This is a genomic window from Paenibacillus mesophilus, from assembly GCF_005938385.1.
In the GTDB taxonomy this organism is placed as follows: Bacteria; Bacillota; Bacilli; order Paenibacillales; family NBRC-103111; genus Paenibacillus_AB; species Paenibacillus_AB mesophilus.
In genome coordinates this window covers 535,928-555,028 of record NZ_VCRA01000003.1, presented here as the reverse complement: position 1 = coordinate 555,028, position 19,101 = coordinate 535,928, and the positions used below count along the sequence as shown (strand labels likewise).

The window sequence follows — 19,101 nt, the reverse complement described above, 5'->3', positions numbered from 1 at the left end:
CTTTGGAACTCACGGTGGAAAATGAAGGAGAGTACCGACTATGGGAAATGATTTGTACAGAAGAACGTTTCGGCGGGGGTTGTTCGACTTTCATGCCGGGGAAGCCGTTCCGGAAGTGGAATTGAACGTGGCCGAATACTTCGCGGCTGCCGCCCGGGCGGGAATCCAGACGATTACGTTCATGACGAAGGACGCTTTCGGCAACAGCTATTTCAACACGAGGATCGGGCACAAAAATGCCAGAATCAAGGGCGATATGCTCGCAGAAGCCATTCAGGAAGCACGGAAGCACGGAATCGATATTATCGCTTATTACAATGTAGGCTTGAACAGCCATGTCGCGGCGGCGAATCCCGATTACCGGCAGCGGACGGCGGACCAGAAGCCGATCACCGAAGCTTTCGGCTACTACGATTTGCTTTGCATGAATTCGCCGTATCGCGATCACGTATATGGTCAGTTTAGGGAGATCGCGGAGAACTACCCGGTCGCCGGGTTTTTCTTTGATATTACGTACGTGTGGAGCAACAGCTGCCACTGCGAATATTGCAGCTCGTGGTACAAGGCCCGGTACGGCCGGCCGATTCCGCAGTCGCCCGCTCCCGGGACGCAGGAATTGAAGCAATGGCAGTCGTTCCAACGGGAAATTCGCCATAACTTCCTGCGCGATGCCTCATCCTGCATCAAGGGCGTCAACCCGGATCTGCTGATCGGCTGGAATCATGCCGGAGATCCCCGCTTCGGACAAGTGGAGGCGGACCGGTACGCGGATTATTTCACCTCCGAGTTTCATCCGCCGCATTATGCGTACGGGAGCTTGCTCGCGAGATGGAAGCGTTCGTTCGGCAAGCCGTTCGAGCTGATGATGCCGAGCGAGATGGGCAGCTGGGGAGAGTGGACGGTTGCTCCGACGGCTACACTCCGGACGACGGCTGCAATCGCCGTTGCGAACGGCGGCTCGATCAGCTTCGGTCATGTCGCCTATCCTTCGGGATTTTTGAAGGGGCAAGTGCCGGAAGCGGTGATGCAAGCCGTCGGCGAGTCCAACGAATGGGTCCAGTCGCTCGAGCCTTGGCTCACGGGAGCCGAAAGCGTGCCGATGGTCGCGGTCCTTTACTCGATCGAGAGCAAACGGATGCTTGAATCGTCCGCTCTCCCGTGTCCGGCCGACGATCCCCATTTGCAAGGGGTTCATCGCATGTTGACGGAAGGACATATTCACTTCGATATTATCGACGAGGCGGCTCTGCTGGACAAACTCGATAGCTATGAACTGCTCATTTTGCCGGACCAGGCTTATATAAGCGAAGCTGTCGAAAATCGGATACGGGAATTCGTCAAGCAAGGAGGACGGCTTCTCGCATCGAACCGCACATCGCTGTATGACGCGGACGGAGAGCGGAAAACCGACTTCGGTTTGGCGGACGTGCTCGGAATCGGATTCACGGACGTATCCCGCTACAGCGTGTCCTATTTTTATCCGATTGACGGCTCGGTCGCGGGCTCCATTCCGGATATGCCGATTTTGCTGAAAGACCCTGCGCAGAAGGCACTCCGGGTAGAGGCGAAGGAAGGCTCGGCCGTATTGGCGAAGTTCACGGACCCCGCCGTGGAAGCGAAGACGCATCGTCACGTCTACCATCAGCACGCGCATCCGGCGCATCCGACTCCATATCCGGCTGTAGTATCTCATTCTTACGGCAGCGGAGCGAGCCTATATTTTGCCGGACCGATCGAGTCCGCCTTTTGGCGAACCGGTTCGCCGTGGCTGCGCACGCTTTACTTGAACGGCCTGCGCGAACTTTATCCGGACCCGTTCGTAAAGGTCGACGCCCCCATCTCGGTGGAAGTTAACGTCATGCGCCAGCCTTCCCGCATCGTCGTGCATATGACGAATGTACGGGAAGACAAAGCGGCGGGTTCGAAAACCTTTATCGAGGAAATCGTTCCGGCGGGAAAAATCGAGGTAGCCGTCAAGACGTCGGCCGATCGCGTCTATATGGTTCCCGGAAACACGGAGCTGCCGTTCTCGCGGGAGGAAGGCCATATCCGTTTTGTCATTCCGGAGATTGGCTTGCATGCGGCTGTTGTAATCGAAGGCGAGGGTTTGTAAGAAGATTAGCACGTGCGGCAAGAAGCCTCTCTACCTGGTAGAGAGGCTTCTTGTTCGTAGTATGGCATGGGCGTTATTTTTGCTGTGAAGTTCAGAGGGGGCCGCTAACGGGCATAACTATTTACCTTTTATGGTCTTGCGTTATTGTATAATGCGATATTACAAGCAAAATCATGCAAAACATAGAACGATATTTTTAAAGCTCAACGATAACTGGGCCAGCACGCCCACCGGTGCGCCCCAGGTAACCTGAAGCCGTAATCGCCTCCCGCGGACGTTCCGCGGAAAGCGGGCTGGGCCGAAACGAAAGCCTTCGCCGATCACACCAGCGGGTGCGGTCGGGAAGGCCTTTTTGTTCGGAAGGTCCTCAATCCAGCTTATAAATGGCCACGTCGTCAATATAAACTTGTTCGCCGGGGGCGAAATTCCAAAGCGTAATAACGGCTTGGGCGTATTGCACCGTCTTCCCGCCATAGCTCGGCTTCACTTCAAAGAGGTGATGGGCGGTCGTCCATTGCCCGCTCGAATATTTCACAGCGACCCGGTTCGATTGCGTCGCCGCTACGGTTGCCCCACCGGAAGCTTTCAGATTGAACATCCATTGCAACGAGCCTTTTGTTTGTGTCCCTCCAGGAGTGTAATAATGGAAGACGGCTCCGTATTTGCCTGGCCCGAGCGGTACGTTTTGCAGAACGGGCCCTCCCGGATTGACCCCCCTGGCGAGCAGGCTATAGCCGCCGTTCCGGGATGCGGCGTTCGTCCGCTGAATAACGCCGGAAGCGGTGTTCTCCACCCAGAAATACCATGGCGGAGCGGTTGTCGTCCCCGACTCAAACGACGGATTTTGCGCCAAATTCGTCACACCTCGCGCTTGCGCGAGCAGAAGCGCGGCCATATCGGCAACGCCGGGCACCGGGCTTCCGGTCGCCAGCTGCTCCAGCCGCAGCCTGACAGCACCGCTCGGAGGTTCCGCCAGCACCCAATCGCTCAAAGCGTTGAACGCCCCGCTCGTCATGCCGGACCAGATGCCGTCCCACTCCGGCGGCTTATGGGGCTGCATCAGCACCGGATCGGTCTCGAATTGCCAGAGCAGATCTTTTTGCTTCTGGGCCCATTCCACCTTCTCCATCGCTTTGTCCAGCAGCGCCAGCGCTTGCGTCTCGTCGGCCGGCGCGGCCACCGCCGATTCGCGCGGATAACCGAGTGCCGCCGCCTCGTAATAGTCGAACGAACGAAGCAGCAGTTGGGCTCGCTTCACCTGTTGAGACGTTCCCGCCTGGGCGACCGCTAATTCCAGCCTATTACGGCTATCGGCGATTTCCTGCTCCGTCACCAAGTTCATGTAATCGGAATCGAGGAACGGCAAATATTCGTACCTGCCGCGCACCCCGGGGACGGATGCTTTCCATGCCTGGAACCAGTTCGACGGAAGCACGCGCGTAGTCCAGAACTGCTCCCAATAATCGAAATATTGCTTCAAATAGGGTGCGGCCGCGGCGCCTACGGCATGCGTATACCAGTCGTCCAGCAACACGTCGACGTTCTGGTTCGGGTTCCACTGGAGTTTCGCCGCTAACCAAGCTTTTGGCCCTTCCCCGAAGTTCGGATACAACTCCGCAGCATGGCCGACCACATGATGACTGTTCCCCGCCACATAGTTGTCCTTCATCAAATGCGGATAGACGCGAGGCAGCGCATACGGCGTTCCGTACAAATAATCGTACCAGCCGATTTTGTCCGCCTTCGCCGCCCAAGTCGCCGTCGCCGCCGATCCGCTCGCGGATAAGTCCGGATCGGCCCACGCCATCCGGTCGTCGGTGACGTACGGAATGACATGCGAATTCAGCGCAAAAGAAGGCGGGTCGTAGACGCTGCCGTAGGCGAGCAAGCCAAAATATTTGTCCGGTTTCGTTTGCAGCACGCCTGCCGCCACCTGGTTTACCCATCCATAATAAATGTCCGACATGTCAAGCTTGCCGATCGAATTCAGTTTGTTCGGATAATTCGTGTGAGCCGGATTCGCTTCGCAAAAATTTTTGCTGTCATTGATACCGAGCGAATAGTACATCTTATCCGGGTTCGCATCGAAATATTGATTGATCCTATAAACTGCCGCCGTGACCGTTGCCGGATTGGAGAAGCAGGGCTGCCAGTCGAACGGATGCGTCGGCACTTTGCCTCCCGGGTAATATTCGGGATGGTCCGCGAATTTCTTCGGATCGAACAGCACGTTCATGTTGTGATGAAACGCGATGGTTTCGTGCATGCGGTTGAAGCGCGCCCACTTTTCCCGCTCCGGGGTCCACAATCCGAAAAATTGGCGCGAAATTGCGGCAGGCTCCTCGCGGATCGCATTTTGCGGAATGGCGATATGCTTCCGCACCGGGACGTCTTCTCCGTCGGGACCGGGAAGCAGCCAACGGACGCCGACATAACGCTCGAGAAAATCGTATACGCCGAATTCGGTTCCGGTCGGCGTCGGACCGACAATCGCAACGGTTTGACCGTAAGGACGGATCACGAAGCCGTCTCCGTTCATCCCCGTCAACTCGGAGCTTGCATTCGGGTCCCCGCCCGTACCTATATAGCCGACGAAGATGCGGACGTAGCCGCTTTGCGATGCGCTCAGGCAGGCTTCGGTCATAACCGGCAGCCTCGCTCCCGTCGACTTGTAAACATAGTCGGTCAGCGTCCCCGCCGCGGCGACCGTACCCGAATCGGCGCCGGGCGCGACGAGGACGACCGCATTCGCCTCGCCAAATTTTACGATGTGGAGCGGCACGCTCGACAAAGCCTCACCATTGCTGGCGGAAAAAACGAGCATGCCCGCTCCGAGCATCATGACCAAACAAACCGCAATCGTATGTTTGACCTTGCGTCTCATTGCAATCCTCCTTTGAATAAATTGATAAATCGTTTACATTGCTGATACTGAACAAAAGAAACCGGTTTCATAGAGAATTATATAAAACGTTTACAATTTCGGCAATACACTTTTTTAAAAATATCGAATTCATTTGTATCCAAATAGAAGATTTTAATCCAATGCAACTACCGTAAACGTTTCCTATTCGAATGACGTATCACATGCTTGAGCCAGTTATATGCCGCGTGCGACGTTAGACGTTTTTATTCATCGGTATGTTATACTTAATCAGACGATAGGTAAAGGGAGTCGATTCTCCATGACGACAATTAAAGATATTGCCAAAGCCGCCGGGGTTACGATCGCCACCGTGTCCAGGGCGCTGAACAACGAGCCGGGCGTCAACGAGCTGACGAGAAGCAAAATTGTCGCGATCGCCAACGAGCTGAACTATATCCCCAATATTGCCGCCAAGCGGCTGGTCAATAAAAGATCGAATTGTATCGGCATCATCTGGCACGAGGCGCGGGGATTGTTCTTCAGCCACTGGTGCAACAGCTTGCAGAAGCGGGCCGACCAGCGGGGGCTCAGCACGATGATTTCGCTGGCGCATCCGGATAAAGCGATCCGGCAGTTCAGCGAACATTTCATCGATCGGCTTATATTCTGGAGCAGCCCGGAACTGCCGCCCAGTCTGAGCTTTCTCCAGCAGAAGCAAAAGTTTGCGGGCTCCATGCTGGTAATGGGGGGCAATGCCCTGGAGAACGCACACCGGATCGGCATCGATCGCAAAGGCGCCATATTCAAGGCAGTACAGCATTTGGCCGAGTTCGGGCACCGGAACATCGCGTTCATTGGCCAAGACGCGGAAAAACTGGCCGGATTCATGCACGGTTTGCTGGAGTTTCAGCTGTCGTATCACTCCGATTTCATCATCCATTATCCGAGGCCTTCTTCGCTGCCGGAAGCGAAATTGCTGGCGCTCATCGGCAAAAAACCGCAGGAGAGACCGACCGCCTTCGTCTTGGACAGCCACGGCGTGCTGTTCGAGTTCAAAAAAATTGTGAGAAAGCAGCAGGTCCGCATCCCGGAACAGTTTTCCGTCGTTGTGTACGACAGCATCCCGGAGATGGAACAAATGCTCGACGTACCGCTCACTACCGTCGGCCCGAACATTGAGCAGCTGACCGAAGCGGCGCTGGACATTTTGACCGGCGACCGGCCCGATGCCTCCCAAGGCCGGTGGGTGGATATGAATGTGGAATCGGAGTTGACCGTCCGCGAATCGGTATTGCGTCCGGAGGATTGGAGTTGACAGGCAAAGATCGCATTGCTTGCGACATTCGCACCGTCCGGCAGAATGAAGCCAAGGTCGACCCTGCGACCCATCCGTAAACAGGCGCTAGAAGAGCTGTTTTCTGCAGCGGTTGAGACTTAGTTGTGTTTTTGATGCATCCTGGTTTTGAAGCAGTTTATTACCTGGATGATCTTCAGCGAGAAGAAGAAAAAGGAATGTGGTTCGTCGGGGAGTATACGGGGTCACTATGACGGGAAAGCCTCATGTGATATCAAGCTTTTGAAGATTAAGAAAAGCGGTGTCCGGATTGTCACACTCAAACGGATACGATTGTTCGATAAAACAGCAAAACAGCGGCAGTATAGGACTTTATTTTCACGTCCATGACTGCCGCTGTTTTCAATTCTTTATTACCCAACCGCGTGAGTTCCCTGCGAATGGCTGTACAGCTCCTCGTAGTAGCCGCCGAGCTGAAGCAGCTGCTTGTGGTTGCCCTCCTCGACGATTTCGCCCGCGCGCATGACGATGATCCGGTCCGCCTGCATGATCGTCGACAGCCGGTGTGCGATTACGAGCGTCGTGCGGCCTTTCGAGACGATCTGCAGCGCCGACTGGACGAGCTGCTCGGTGTACGAGTCGAGATTGGCTGTAGCTTCGTCGAGAATCAAAATTTTCGGCTGAAACACGACAATCCGGGCGAACGAGATCAATTGCCGCTCTCCCGCCGACAAACCGCTGCCCCGTTCGGAGAGCATCGTGTCATAGCCGTCCTTCAGACGGGTGATGAGTGCATCCGCACCGATGAATTGACAGGCGCGGATAACCGTGTCACGGGATATCAATTCGTCGAACAGACGCACATTGTCGATAATGCTGCCCGAGTACAGAAACGGCTCCTGCTGCACGAGGCCGACGATCCGGTGAAGCGATGCTTGCGGAATTTCCCGGATTTCGGTGCCGTCGATCCGAACGCTGCCCTTCTGTACGTCGTAGAACCGGCACAGCAAGCTCATCAGTGAGCTTTTGCCCGCCCCGGTGGCGCCTACGATACCGATCATTTCGCCCGGCGCGATGCGCAGGTTCAGACCGGACAAAATCGGTACGCCTTCCTGATAGCTGAAATGCACGTCTTCATAGTCGATGCGCCCTTTAACGGCGGATGGCTTCAGCGGCGCCGGACTTTCCGAATCTTGAACCGCGGGCTTGATCGAGAACAAGCGCCACAGCCGGTCCATCGATACGGTAGACGACTGCAGCGTATTCCACTGCTGCGTAATCGAGTTGATCGGCTGGAAAAACTGCCGGATATAGGTGATGAACGCATACAGCACGCCGAATTCCATCGTCCGCTCGAAGACGGCCATTCCGCCGATCCAGACGATGAAGGCGACGGACAAGTTGCCCAATATATCGAACGACCGGTTGAACAGCACGTTGGTCGTCACTTCGCGCACGTTGGAACGGAAGTAGCGCCCGTTTTGTTCGTCGAACGAGCCCTGCTGCTCCTTCTGCTGGTGAAACGCTTGGATCAGGTTCATGCCGGCCAAATTTTCCGCCGTGAAGGCGATCAGCCGGGACAGCTGCGTCCTCGTAATCTGGTACACTTTGCGCATGTACGAACGGAAGCCGATGGCGATCCCCGCGATGATCGGCAGCAGAATCATGCTGTAGCCGGCGAGCACCGGATCGAGGTGGAACATGAGCGCAATGATGAATACGAGCGTCATGCCGTCGCGCATCAGGCTGAGCAGCACTTGGGTGAAAAACTGGTTGAGCGTCTCCGTGTCGCTCGATACGTGGGTCACGAGACTGCCGTTCGGAAACCGGTCGAAAAAGGACATCGACAGCTTCGAAATGTGACCGAACAGATCTTTGCGGATGCGGGCGACGATCGTTTGTCCGACGTATTGGAGCATATTGTTCTGCAAATAAGTGAACACAAGGCCGATGACTACGAACACGAAGTAAATGATTGCAATCCATATGAGCATGCCGTAATCGTTTTTACCGACAAGCAGGTTGTCGTCGATCGCGATTTTGACCAAGTACGGCTGCAGCAGGTCGGCCGCGATCGCAAGCAGCGTGAACAGAAAAATAAGGGCGAACCGGCCCCGGTGGGGCTTGGCGTAAGCGAGCATCGCGCGGAATGCGGCACGGCGGTCTTCCTTGCTGACGTTGTAGGAGCTGCTTATTTCCGCGTCTTGCTTGTTAGTTGGCTTTTCCTTCGGCACTGCGCGTCCCCTCCTCTTGTATGGCGTAGAGAGAAGCGTAAAGCCCGTTTTGCGCCAACAGCTGCTCATGCGTTCCCCGCTGCACGATGGCCCCTTTGTCCATGACTATGATTTCGTCGGCGTGTTTGATCGCGCTGATGCGGTGGGCGATAATGATCGTTGTCTTGTTATGCCGCGCGGAGCGCAGGTTATCGATAATGTCCGTCTCGGTTACGGCATCGACCGCGCTGACGCTGTCGTCCAGCACGAGAATCGGCGCATCCTTCAAAAATCCGCGGGCCAAGCTCGTTCGCTGCCGTTGACCGCCGGACAGCGTAATGCCTCGCTCGCCAAGCTTTGTTTCGAACCGTTCGGGAAATTCCATAATATTTGTATGGATTTGCGCTTGTTTCGCGGAGCCTTCGACCGCCGCGAGCGGGGCCCGGCGGTTCGAGAAGGCGATATTGTCGCGGATCGTCGTGCTGAACAGAAAGCCGTCCTGCGGCACATAACCGATTTGCGTACGCAAGCTTTCCAGTGTAGACTCGCGAATATCGTCTCCGCCGATGCGGATCGTACCTTCCGGCGGCTCGTAGACGCGCAGCAGCAGCTTGACGAGCGTTGTTTTGCCGCTGCCGGTTTTGCCGATGATGCCGAGCGTTTTACCGGATGGGACCGTCAGGTCGATGTTGCGCAGCGCTTCCTGATCGCTGCCCGGATAGGCGAACGACAGCTGCCTGATACGAATATCCGACGCCCCGGGCTTAAGCGGTTTGGCCTGCCCGGTCTCGCGGATGTCCGGCACGACGGACAGCATGTTGTTCAGCCGGACGAGCGAAGCGCGGGACCGCTGCATCGTATTGATTACGTTGCCGATCTGCTGGAGCGGGTTGACGATCATCCGAAGATAAAGCGTGAGTGCGACGAAATGCCCGATCGTAATCGACCCTTGAATCGTCAAATATCCCCCGAAAGCGATTGCGATGATAAGCGACAGGCCGCCCAGAAACGGCAGCAGCGCCTGAAACAGCGAAGACATCCGGACGAGGCGGAGCTGATTGTCCGCGATCCGGTCGACCGTCTGCCCGAACCGTCCGCGCATGATCGGCTCGACGGCGAACTTTTTCGTGACGCGGATGCCGCCGAATTGCTCCTCGGCCGTCTCCGTCATCTTCGCGAGCGACTCCTGCACCTTCATTGACCGGCTGCGGATGAGCGGACCGAACAGGACGACGACGAACGGGATGGCGAGCAGCGGGATCATGCACACCAGAATCAAATAAACCGGGATCGAGCTGATCGACATCATAACCATGACCGAGATGATCAGGATGACGGCGTTCGTCGTCTGGTTGATGCCCATAGAAATCGATTCCCGCACAGACGTCACGTCGTTCATGACGTAGCTGAGGAGCTGCCCTACGCCGTGCTTCGAATAGTAATTCTCGCTCAGACGCGTAAAGTGGGCGAACAGCTTCTGACGCGTAACGAATTCGAAGCGCCGTCCGAGCCGCATGACGACATATTGACCGACCCCGGCAAGCAAGCCGAACGTAATCCCGATCGCGAGCAGCTTCACGCTGGAATCGACGATCGCCGTCCGGGTAATGCCGCCCGCTTGCAGCGTGTCGGTGAAATCGCCCAGGACGCGGGGGTAAAGAGATTGTACGACGTTTGCTACGGTTATGGCGAGAATGGCGCAAGCGTAAATGTACCAGTTCGCTTTCAAATAACCGAGCAGCAGACGCGGCGATTGCAAGTTGAACCACTTCCCGTTATCAATTTTCACCTCAAAGGTTCATTATACTTTGATGCTTGGAAAGTTTCACCCGCGTTCCTTGCGGGTTAGCCGCGATTTTAACCCGTATTTGCCCGGTATGCGAACGTAGGAACGATCATTCTTGTGAATTTGACGAATCCCGGGGTGAAAGCGTTTTTGCGAGTAAGTTTGGATGGCAATGCAGGGGAACGGCACTGACCGGTAAGTGTGGGCTGTATGTACGAGAAATAAGGTTCAAATGTACCTTATCTTCGTCATGAGGCCCGGCAATCGAACGGATAGTGTTCAAATGTACCTTATCCCATCTGGCGAGACTCGGATTCTTAGGGAAGCAAGGCTATTTTGCTAAAATAAGGTTCAAATGTACCCTATCTTCGTCATGAGGCCCCGCAATCGAACGGATTACGTTCAAATGTACCTTAACATGGCAGGCAAGCGGACAATTTAAGCTTCATGAGATATGATAGGAATAACAGAACATATAGCCGGGAGGGATAAGCGAATGAAGAGAAAGCAAATACTCGTACTTCAAAAGCTCGATCAGGAACACTTGGATAAGATCCGCCGCGCCGCACCCGATTGGGACGTCGTTACCCCCGATCAGCCGCTGGAGGACCGGCATTATATGGAAGCGGAAGTGATATGCGGCTGGAACGCCAAAGCGAAGCAGCTATCCCTCGAGCCCGGAACAGCGCTGAAATGGCTGCAAACATGGGGAGCGGGTATCGAGAAGCTGCCGCTCGAAGCGATCAAACGAAGAGGCATATGGCTGACGAACGCGAGCGGCGTTCACGCTTATCCGATATCCGAGTCGGTGTTCGCCATGCTGCTCTCTTTCACCCGCCAGCTTCACCGTTCGGTGCGGAATCAGACGGAACGGAAATGGGAGCCGGGGGCGCGGCTTGACGAAGCTCACGGCCGGACGATAAGCATCCTGGGCGTGGGCGAGATCGGAGGGGAGATCGCCAAAATCGCCAAAGCGTTCGGGATGACCGTTCTTGGCATAAGGAGGTCCGGTGCGGCCGCCGATTCGGTGGACCGGATGACGACTTTCGCCGGTCTGGCGGAGGTGCTGGCGGAAAGCGACTACATCGTGAACTGCTTGCCGTTTACAGAGGAAACGAAGCATATTATCAATAGGGACAGCTTCCGCATCATGAAGCCGAACGCCTTCTATATCAATATCGGACGCGGGGGCACGACGGATACGGAAGCTCTTGTCGATGCACTGCGGGAAGGGATCATAGCAGGCGCGGGTCTCGACGTGTTCGAGCAGGAGCCGCTCCCTTCCGACCATCCGTTATGGGGGCTCGACAATGTTATCCTGACCCCCCATCATACCGGCTCGACCAGCCATTACAACCGACGCGCCGTCGACATTTTCGCAACCAACTTGTCGGCGTATGCGGCGGGCCGGGTGCCGCCCGTCAATTTGATCGACATCGCCAGCATGTATTGAGGGATCGTACAAGCAACATATCAATTAGGAGGAGTTATATGAGTCTGCATACGGAATGGATTTCTTACGGGGACGGGCGGGGGTATTCGGGCTATGCAGCCCGGCCGGAAGGCGTTAGTGAAGCATTACCTGCAGTCATCGTGCTTCAGGAAATATGGGGCGTCGACGGGCATATCCAGGATGTGACCCGGAGACTGGCGCAGGCGGGTTACGTCGCATTCGCACCGGACTTGTTCGCGGTAGACGGCTCGCGGCCCGAAGCGCTTGATGTCGATAGAGTCGATGCGGCGAAGTCGTTCCTGAACACGATCCCGCAGACTGCATGGAGGAATACGGAGGAGCGGGAAGCCTCCCTGTCTCGATTGCCGGGAGACGAGGGCAAGCGAATCGGGCAAACGTTGGAGCGGCTGTTCAATCTGGGAGGCAGCTTCTCCGCCTTCGTGGAGCAAATCGCGGAGGCCGCTACGTTCCTGCGGGAATCGTACGAGCCTTCGCGCGGGCAAGGAGTCGCTTCCATCGGTTTTTGTCTCGGCGGAGGCTTGTCTGCGGCGCTTGCGGCGAGAGACGGGCAGCTGCGCGGGGCGATCATGTTCTATGGCAGTTTGCCGCCAAGCATCTCCATCGAGCCGATCCGGGCGCCGATTCTCGGCTTCTATGGCGAACGGGATAAGCGGATTACCGAAGCGTGCCGGAATTCGCCGCCCGGTTGTCGGCCGCAGGCAAGTCGTTCGAATCCTACGTATATCCCGATGCGCCGCACGCTTTCTTCAACGATACGCGTCCGTCTTACCATGTCCGGTCGGCGCGCGACGCTTTCGTGAGAACGCTTGATTTTTTGCGGAACGTCCTTGTCTAAAGCGACTGGAATATACATGCCCGAAGGTTCATAATGCCGAACCGGAGGGCTTTTTGTCGTGTAAGAGGAAGCATTATGGTTTGAAAGGAAAAAAGTTGGCGCTTTTTGTTTGTTTTTGAGCATTGATCGATCGTATTGTTTCGGGTATGATTGATTGTGTGCTTTCTACTTTCATATGAACATGACATCCGCACTACGAACTGTACGAGCTTCGGACAGGATATCGGGAATTGAAACAAGCCGGCGCAAACAGGCGCGAAAGGGTGGTAAGCAATGGGGCAAAACGGTAAAGTAAATTTGGCGGTCATCGGATTGGGCGGACGCGGAAGAGGTCTGCTTAAAAATTTATTGGCGATGGACGATGTGGAAATAAAGGCAGTATGCGATCCTTTCGAGGATAGATTGAAAATGGGCGTCGATATCGTCACCGAATCGGGCCGTCCCGCAGTCGAAGGTTATGCCGACTACCGCCAGCTGCTAGCACGCGACGATGTGCAGGGCGTTGTTATCGCGACAACGTGGATTACGCATGCGGAAATCGCGATAGCCGCCATGAAAGCCGGCAAATATGCCGCAATCGAAGTTGGAGGCGCCGCTTCTCTGGAAGAATGCTGGGATCTGGTCCGCACGTCGGAGCAAACCGGAATACCGTGCATGCTGCTGGAAAATTGCTGCTACGGCCGCGATGAGCTCGCCGTGATGAACATCGTCAAGCAAGGCTTGTTCGGCGAAGTGATTCACGCCCATTGCGGTTATGAGCACGACCTGCGCCATGAAGTGGCGCTCGGCAAGCAAAACCGTCACAACCGGTACAACAACTATTTGCACCGCAACGGAGAGCTGTACCCGATTCACGGACTCGGTCCGGTATCCAAGACGTTGAACATCAACCGAGGCAACCGTCTCGTTACCCTTACTTCGATGTCGTCGAAAGCGCGGGGCATCCGTCAATGGGCAACGGACAAGTTCGGCGAGACGAGCGAGCTGGCCAAAACCGAATTCGCCCAAGGCGATATCGTGACTACGATGATCAAATGCGCCGGCGGCGAAACGATCATGGTCATTCACGACACGACGCTGCCAAGGCCTTACTCGAGAGCCGGACGCATACAAGGAACGAAGGGCCTCTGGACGGAGGACAATAATTCGATCCATATCGAAGGCCGCAGCCCGGAGCATAAGTGGGAATCGTTCAACGAATACCGCGAGCAGTACGATCATCCGTTGTGGAAGGAATATATCGGTAAAGGCGTGCGCGGAGGACACGGCGGCATGGATTATTTGGTGCTGCGGGCGTTCGCGGAAAGCGTGCGCGATAATACCCAAACTCCGATCGACGTCTACGATACGGCGGTTTGGATGGCGATAACCGTTTTGTCCGAGGAATCGGTCGCACTGGGCAGCGCCGCCGTGGCGATTCCGGACTTTACGAAAGGGAAATGGATCAGTCGCGAGCCGGCTCCCGTCGGCAAATACCAGCTGGACAAAATCGACGAGTCGCTGTACGATATTTGATTGCAAGTTAGCCTCCGGCCGAGCCGGAGGTTTTTTTTGCCTATATAGAGTTTATTAATTTCGGGGTCCCCGCAAAGTAATTGGAATAGACGCTTTTATAATCCGCTTGACACGTTTATATTTGTGAGATTTTTGTGAGAAAGGTGTGATAGAGTAGATCCGAACGGCTCGTGTCGAAATTTCTGAAAAACTCCGCCAATGGTCCTAGATCAGAGGAGGGGAATCGGATGAAGGAGGCTTTTTCGGGAGTCTTCGGATTACGTCGTAAGGAGCGGGCTGCGAAAGTACCGGATGAGGAACTAATCATACGAGATGGGGATGAGAATGAAGACAGCAAGAATCATGACTAGAGGCATGGCGCGCATCATATCGGTTTTTCTATGCTGTGTATTGGTTGTGCAAGTTTGTACTGCAACCAGGATTTATGCGGCTGAAGGGGGGACTTCTAATCCTTCGACGGTCACCCCGATTAACACGACAGGCGAGAAAAGCAAGGACGACTATTTGTTCAATGGAACGATCTCCGTCTACTATTTAAATCAAGGCAATTGGGTGCTGCAAGGGAGCATTTTGTACGATGAATTTGTGACGGCAGCATCGCTTCCAATAGCGGGATTGCAGGCAAATGAGCCGGTTACGCTGAAGCTGGTCAAGAGCGGCGGCGGCAACGCCAACTTGGATGCCGTTCTGCTTGATAGCCTTGCTCCCGTGGAAGTAACGGGAGAAGACGGGAAAGCGTTAGCCAAAGTATCGAGTCAGGATCTGGATCTGCTTAATATGAAAAGCGACGGGACGACGATCGTTTTTGGCGGTGGAGCGGCAGCAGGTATGCTTACCATTGCAGCCCGGATCGAGCCTGACCCAATTAGCCAAATACCGTTCCGATTTCCGGTAGCCAGCGCAGGCGAAAGCGAGGCTTACTACGACTATACCCTCGATTCCCAGAGAGGAACGATTGTACTTGACGGGAAATTGGACGAGGTTGCGGCGATGCCGCTTTTTATGAAAGAGTTTGCCCGACCTGCAACGGGCCATCCGAGCAACTATTTACATACTTGGGTATTTAACGATGACGACTATTTGTACGTAACGATGGATGTTACGCCGGACAACACGATGGACGACTGGAAAGACTATGCGAAGGTATATGTCAAAACAGCCGCAGGCGTGCAAGAATACAGGCTGTCTTTATATGAAACGGCTTGGGGACAAACTTCTTTCGTTTATACCGAACATGCGGTTTATGAACACAAGCTGTATGAATTTAAAATTCCTTTGTCGGCATTGAACAGCGGCTCTAATTGGCTCCAGATGGCTTTTGAGTTTTATGGCACATCGGCCTCCGGGGCGTTTGACGATTCCTATTCGACTGACAAAAATACGCAGCTTTCCGTGGTGGCTCCAGGTGTATTATCGAATGATACTTTCGGGTATCCTTCGGCATGGACGACTGTTCTCGTTTCACAGGCCTTGCATGGAACCGCGAGTTTACAACCAAACGGCTCCTTCACCTATACGCCAGATACGGATTATGTTGGAACAGATGTTTTTACATACCGGATTACCGATGGGGTTTGGCCCTCTAATGCGGCTTCCGTTACAATCACGGTAAAAGCGCCCAACGAAATCTCGCCGGCGAACGCGAGCTTCGATAAGAAGACATCGGCGCAAGCGGATGTGACGGTGACGTTGGCGCCGAGCGGCAATACGGTGACCGGTATCGTTTACGGGTTGACTCCGCTTGTGTCCGGGGCCGACTATACGGTCAGCGGCAGCACGGTGACGATCAAGAAGGAGTTTTTGGCGCGGCAGCCGGTCGGAACGACGAGCTTGACGTTCGTATTCAACGCGGGTGCGCCGCAGACGCTGACGGTTGGCATCGTTGACACGACGATTCAGAACAGCGTGATATCGCCGACGAACGCGAGCTTTGACAAGAAGACTTCAGCGCAAGCGGATGTGACGACAACGCTGACACTTAACGGCAATACGGTGACCGGTATCGTCTACGGTTTGACATCGCTAATATCCGGAACCGACTACTCGATAAGCGGGAATACGGTAACAATCAAGAAGGAATACTTGGCGCAGCAAGCCGTTGGAGTGGCGAACTTGACGTTCGTATTCAGCGCGGGAGCACCGCAGACGTTGTCGATTGCGATCTCCGATACGACGCCGCTGAATAGCACAATCTCGCCTACGAACGCGAGCTTCGATAAAAAAACGTCGGCACAAGCGGACGTGACGACAACGCTGACACTTAACGGCAATACGCTGAGCGGCATTGTCAACGGGTTACAATCGCTAGTAGCCGGAACCGATTATACGGTCAGCGGCAACACGGTGACGATCAAGAAAGAATACTTGGCACAGCAGTTGGTCGGAACGACGAACTTGACGTTCGTATTCAGCGCGGGAGCACCGCAGACGTTGTCGATCGGCATCGTCGATACGACGCCACAGAACAGCGCAATCTCGCCTACGAACGCGAGCTTCGATAAGAAGACTTCAGCGCAAGCGGACGTGACGACAACGCTGACAACGAACGGCAATACGCTGAGCGGCATTGTCAACGGTTTACAATCGCTAGTAGCCGGAACCGATTATATGGTGAGCGGCAACACGGTGACGATTAAGAAAGAATACTTGGCACAGCAGTGGGTCGGAACGACGAACTTGACGTTCGTATTCAGCGCGGGAGCACCGCAGACGTTGTCGATCGTCATCGTTGATACGACGCCGCTGAATAGCACAATCTCGCCTACGAGCGCGAGCTTTGACAAGAAGACTTCAGCGCAGGCGGACGTGGCGACAACGCTGGCACTTAACGGCAATACGCTGAGCGGCATCGTCAACGGATTGCAATCGCTAGTAGTTGGAACCGACTATACGGTAAGCGGCAATACGGTGACGATTAAGAAAGAATACTTGGCGAAGCAGACCGTTGGTATGGCGAACTTGACGTTCGTATTCAGCGCGGGAGCACCGCAGACGTTGTCGATTGCAATCGTCGATACGACGCCGACGCCGGTTATCCCCGGAGCGCCGGTTTTACAGTTGCCCGTAGAGGGTAATGCCCAAGTAACGCTTACCTGGAGCCCGGTAAACGGTTCGACACACTACACCGTATTTCAAAGCGTGACGGCCGGGACCTATGGGACCGAAGCCGCAACCGTCAGCGGGTCGGTGTACAGCTATACGGTGACAGGTTTGACCAATGGTACTACGTACTATTTCGTCGTGAAGTCCGTGAACGATTCGGTATACGGTCCGGCCTCCAACCAAGTAAGCGCAATGCCGAAGACGATTCCGGCCGCCCCGACAGATGTGACCGCAACAGCGGGGAACAGGCAGGCTACCGTTAGTTTTACGGCTCCTTCGGATAATGGGGGGAGCGCCATCACAGGCTATGTGGTCACGGCTTCGACAGGAGATATAACGGCAACGGGAACAACAAGTCCGATTACGGTAACAGGCTTGTGGAATGGAACAGCCTATACGTTCACGGTAAAAGCGATTAATAGCGTAGGAGCCGGTGCGCCATCCGCCGAGTCCAATGTCGTCGTCCCTAGGGCTCCGTCCGACTTCGGAAGCAGTACTTCCGCACCGCCTGCGAATACCGGCATTGAAGTGCTTGTTAACGGCAGGGCGGAGAATGCGGGCACGGCAACGACGACTCAAGTGAACGATCGGACGGTCACGACTATTTCCGTCGATCCCAAGAAGCTTGAAGACAGACTTGCCGCAGAAGGCCAAGGCTCGATTATTACCATTCCGGTCAATACGAAATCCGATGTTGTCATCGGAGAGCTGAACGGCCAGATGGTCAAAAATATGGAACAAAAACAGGCGGTCGTAGAGCTCAGAACGGAAAAGGCTTCCTACAAGCTGCCGGCAGAGCAAATCAACATGAATGCGATATTGGACCAATTGGGCGGTATAGTGGCGCTTCAGGACATTAAAGTGCAAATCGAAATCGCCGCACCTGCGGCGGAAACGGTCAAGGTCGTAGAAAACGCTGCGAGCGCCGGCGGATTTACGCTTGTTGTCCCGCCCGTCAACTTTACAGTCAGGGGAATATATGGCGATAAGACGATTGAAATATCCCGGTTTAACGCCTATGTAGAAAGAACCGTAGCCATACCGGACGGCGTAGATCCTGCTAAAATTACAACGGGAGTCGTCATCGAGCCGGATGGAACAGTTCGCCACGTACCGACCAAGATTATCGTCATAGACGGCAAATACTATGCCAGAGTGAACAGCTTGACGAACAGCACGTATTCCATCGTCTGGCATCCGCGCGAGTTCAAGGACACCGCCGGCCACTGGGCGAAGGAAGCCGTGAACAACATGGGCTCGAGAATGGTTGTCGGCGGAATCGGCAACGATCTGTTTAATCCCGATCAACCCGTTACTCGCGCCGAATTCGCAGCAATTATCACCCGGGGATTGGGGTTGAAGCTGGCGAGCGGTGCCGCTTCATTCGCGGATGTGAAGGCAACGGATTGGTACGGCAGCGCTGTCCAAACGGCCTATGCGTACAATTTGATCGACGGATTTGAAGACGGAAGCTTCCGTCCAATGGATATGATCACCCGGGAACAGGCGATGACGATCATAGCGAGGGCCATGACGATCACCGGACTTACGGCAAAGCTTCCTTCCAAAGCGGCAGGAAACGTGCTGAGTTCGTTTGCCGACGCAAACGAGGCTGCCGGATGGGCGAAGAGCGCCATTGCCGAATGTGTGCAAGCAGCCATCGTCTCCGGAAGAACCGGCACGGAGCTTGCGCCGAAAGGGAACATGACAAGAGCGGAGATTGCCGTCATCGTTGAAAGGCTGCTGCAAAAATCGGAATTGATTTAGTCCGCATCACTGAAGTAAAGGTTATCCTCGATCGTTTGCAAAAAACGATTTGAAGGATAACCTTTTTTTCTCTCTATTCCATCACAGCAATTTCGGTTAACAAGTCGCCAATCCGCGCTAAATCCAACCCGGACTT

8 protein-coding genes and 1 pseudogene are annotated in these 19,101 nt (G+C 54.9%); 6 read left to right on the top strand and 3 right to left on the bottom strand.

Features of this window, described 5'->3' with window-relative positions:
* Window positions 1-40 precede the first annotated feature (40 nt).
* On the top strand, window positions 41-2,113 hold the full coding sequence (locus tag FE783_RS07645) for a beta-galactosidase trimerization domain-containing protein (protein WP_138878745.1): 2,073 nt from the start codon (window positions 41-43) through the stop codon (window positions 2,111-2,113).
* Between the two features lie 367 nt (window positions 2,114-2,480).
* On the opposite strand, the gene FE783_RS07640 is transcribed toward FE783_RS07645, so the two are convergent.
* The gene (locus tag FE783_RS07640; protein WP_138878744.1) at window positions 2,481-4,997 is read right to left on the bottom strand and encodes a DUF4838 domain-containing protein; all 2,517 of its coding nucleotides are present in this window, start codon (window positions 4,995-4,997) and stop codon (window positions 2,481-2,483) included.
* 301 nt (window positions 4,998-5,298) lie between these two features.
* Between FE783_RS07640 and FE783_RS07635 the strand changes: the two genes are divergently transcribed.
* Window positions 5,299-6,294, top strand: coding sequence for a LacI family DNA-binding transcriptional regulator (locus FE783_RS07635; protein ID WP_158301666.1), 996 nt, complete (start codon window positions 5,299-5,301; stop codon window positions 6,292-6,294).
* Window positions 6,295-6,686: 392 nt separating this feature from the next.
* Here FE783_RS07635 and FE783_RS07630 read toward each other — a convergent pair whose 3' ends face one another.
* Entirely contained in the window at window positions 6,687-8,507 is a 1,821-nt protein-coding gene (locus tag FE783_RS07630; RefSeq protein WP_420799716.1) for an ABC transporter ATP-binding protein, read from the bottom strand.
* Complete coding sequence (locus FE783_RS07625) at window positions 8,485-10,245, bottom strand: ABC transporter ATP-binding protein (protein WP_138878741.1); 1,761 nt, start codon at window positions 10,243-10,245, stop codon at window positions 8,485-8,487. Before FE783_RS07625 ends, FE783_RS07630 begins: the two co-directional genes overlap by 23 nt.
* 523 nt (window positions 10,246-10,768) lie before the next feature.
* On the opposite strand from FE783_RS07625, the gene FE783_RS07620 reads away from it, so the two are divergent.
* The 4 genes and pseudogenes from FE783_RS07620 (at window position 10,769) to FE783_RS07605 (ending at window position 18,965) form a co-directional block, all read left to right on the top strand.
* A complete protein-coding gene (locus tag FE783_RS07620; RefSeq protein WP_138878740.1) occupies window positions 10,769-11,725 on the top strand; it encodes a D-2-hydroxyacid dehydrogenase in 957 nt (318 codons plus the stop codon).
* 38 nt (window positions 11,726-11,763) lie between these two features.
* Window positions 11,764-12,581: pseudogene (locus FE783_RS07615) on the top strand (dienelactone hydrolase family protein).
* A 273-nt stretch (window positions 12,582-12,854) separates the two neighbouring features.
* Window positions 12,855-14,096 carry a Gfo/Idh/MocA family protein gene (locus FE783_RS07610; RefSeq protein WP_138878739.1) on the top strand — a complete coding sequence of 414 codons (1,242 nt, stop codon included), beginning with the start codon at window positions 12,855-12,857 and terminating at the stop codon, window positions 14,094-14,096.
* A 324-nt stretch (window positions 14,097-14,420) separates the two neighbouring features.
* Window positions 14,421-18,965, top strand: a complete 4,545-nt coding sequence (locus FE783_RS07605) for a X2-like carbohydrate binding domain-containing protein (RefSeq protein ID WP_158301665.1) — start codon at window positions 14,421-14,423, stop codon at window positions 18,963-18,965.
* The last annotated feature ends 136 nt before the right edge of the window (window positions 18,966-19,101 follow it).

Bases quoted from the DNA above. Each gene is read 5' to 3' on its own strand.
- FE783_RS07635 (WP_158301666.1), top strand. From the start codon at position 5,299: ATGACGACAATTAAAGATATTGCCAAAGCCGCCGGGGTTACGATCGCC.
- FE783_RS07640 (WP_138878744.1), bottom strand. From the start codon at position 4,997: ATGAGACGCAAGGTCAAACATACGATTGCGGTTTGTTTGGTCATGATG.
- FE783_RS07645 (WP_138878745.1), top strand. From the start codon at position 41: ATGGGAAATGATTTGTACAGAAGAACGTTTCGGCGGGGGTTGTTCGAC.
- FE783_RS07620 (WP_138878740.1), top strand. From the start codon at position 10,769: ATGAAGAGAAAGCAAATACTCGTACTTCAAAAGCTCGATCAGGAACAC.
- FE783_RS07610 (WP_138878739.1), top strand. From the start codon at position 12,855: ATGGGGCAAAACGGTAAAGTAAATTTGGCGGTCATCGGATTGGGCGGA.
- FE783_RS07605 (WP_158301665.1), top strand. From the start codon at position 14,421: ATGAAGACAGCAAGAATCATGACTAGAGGCATGGCGCGCATCATATCG.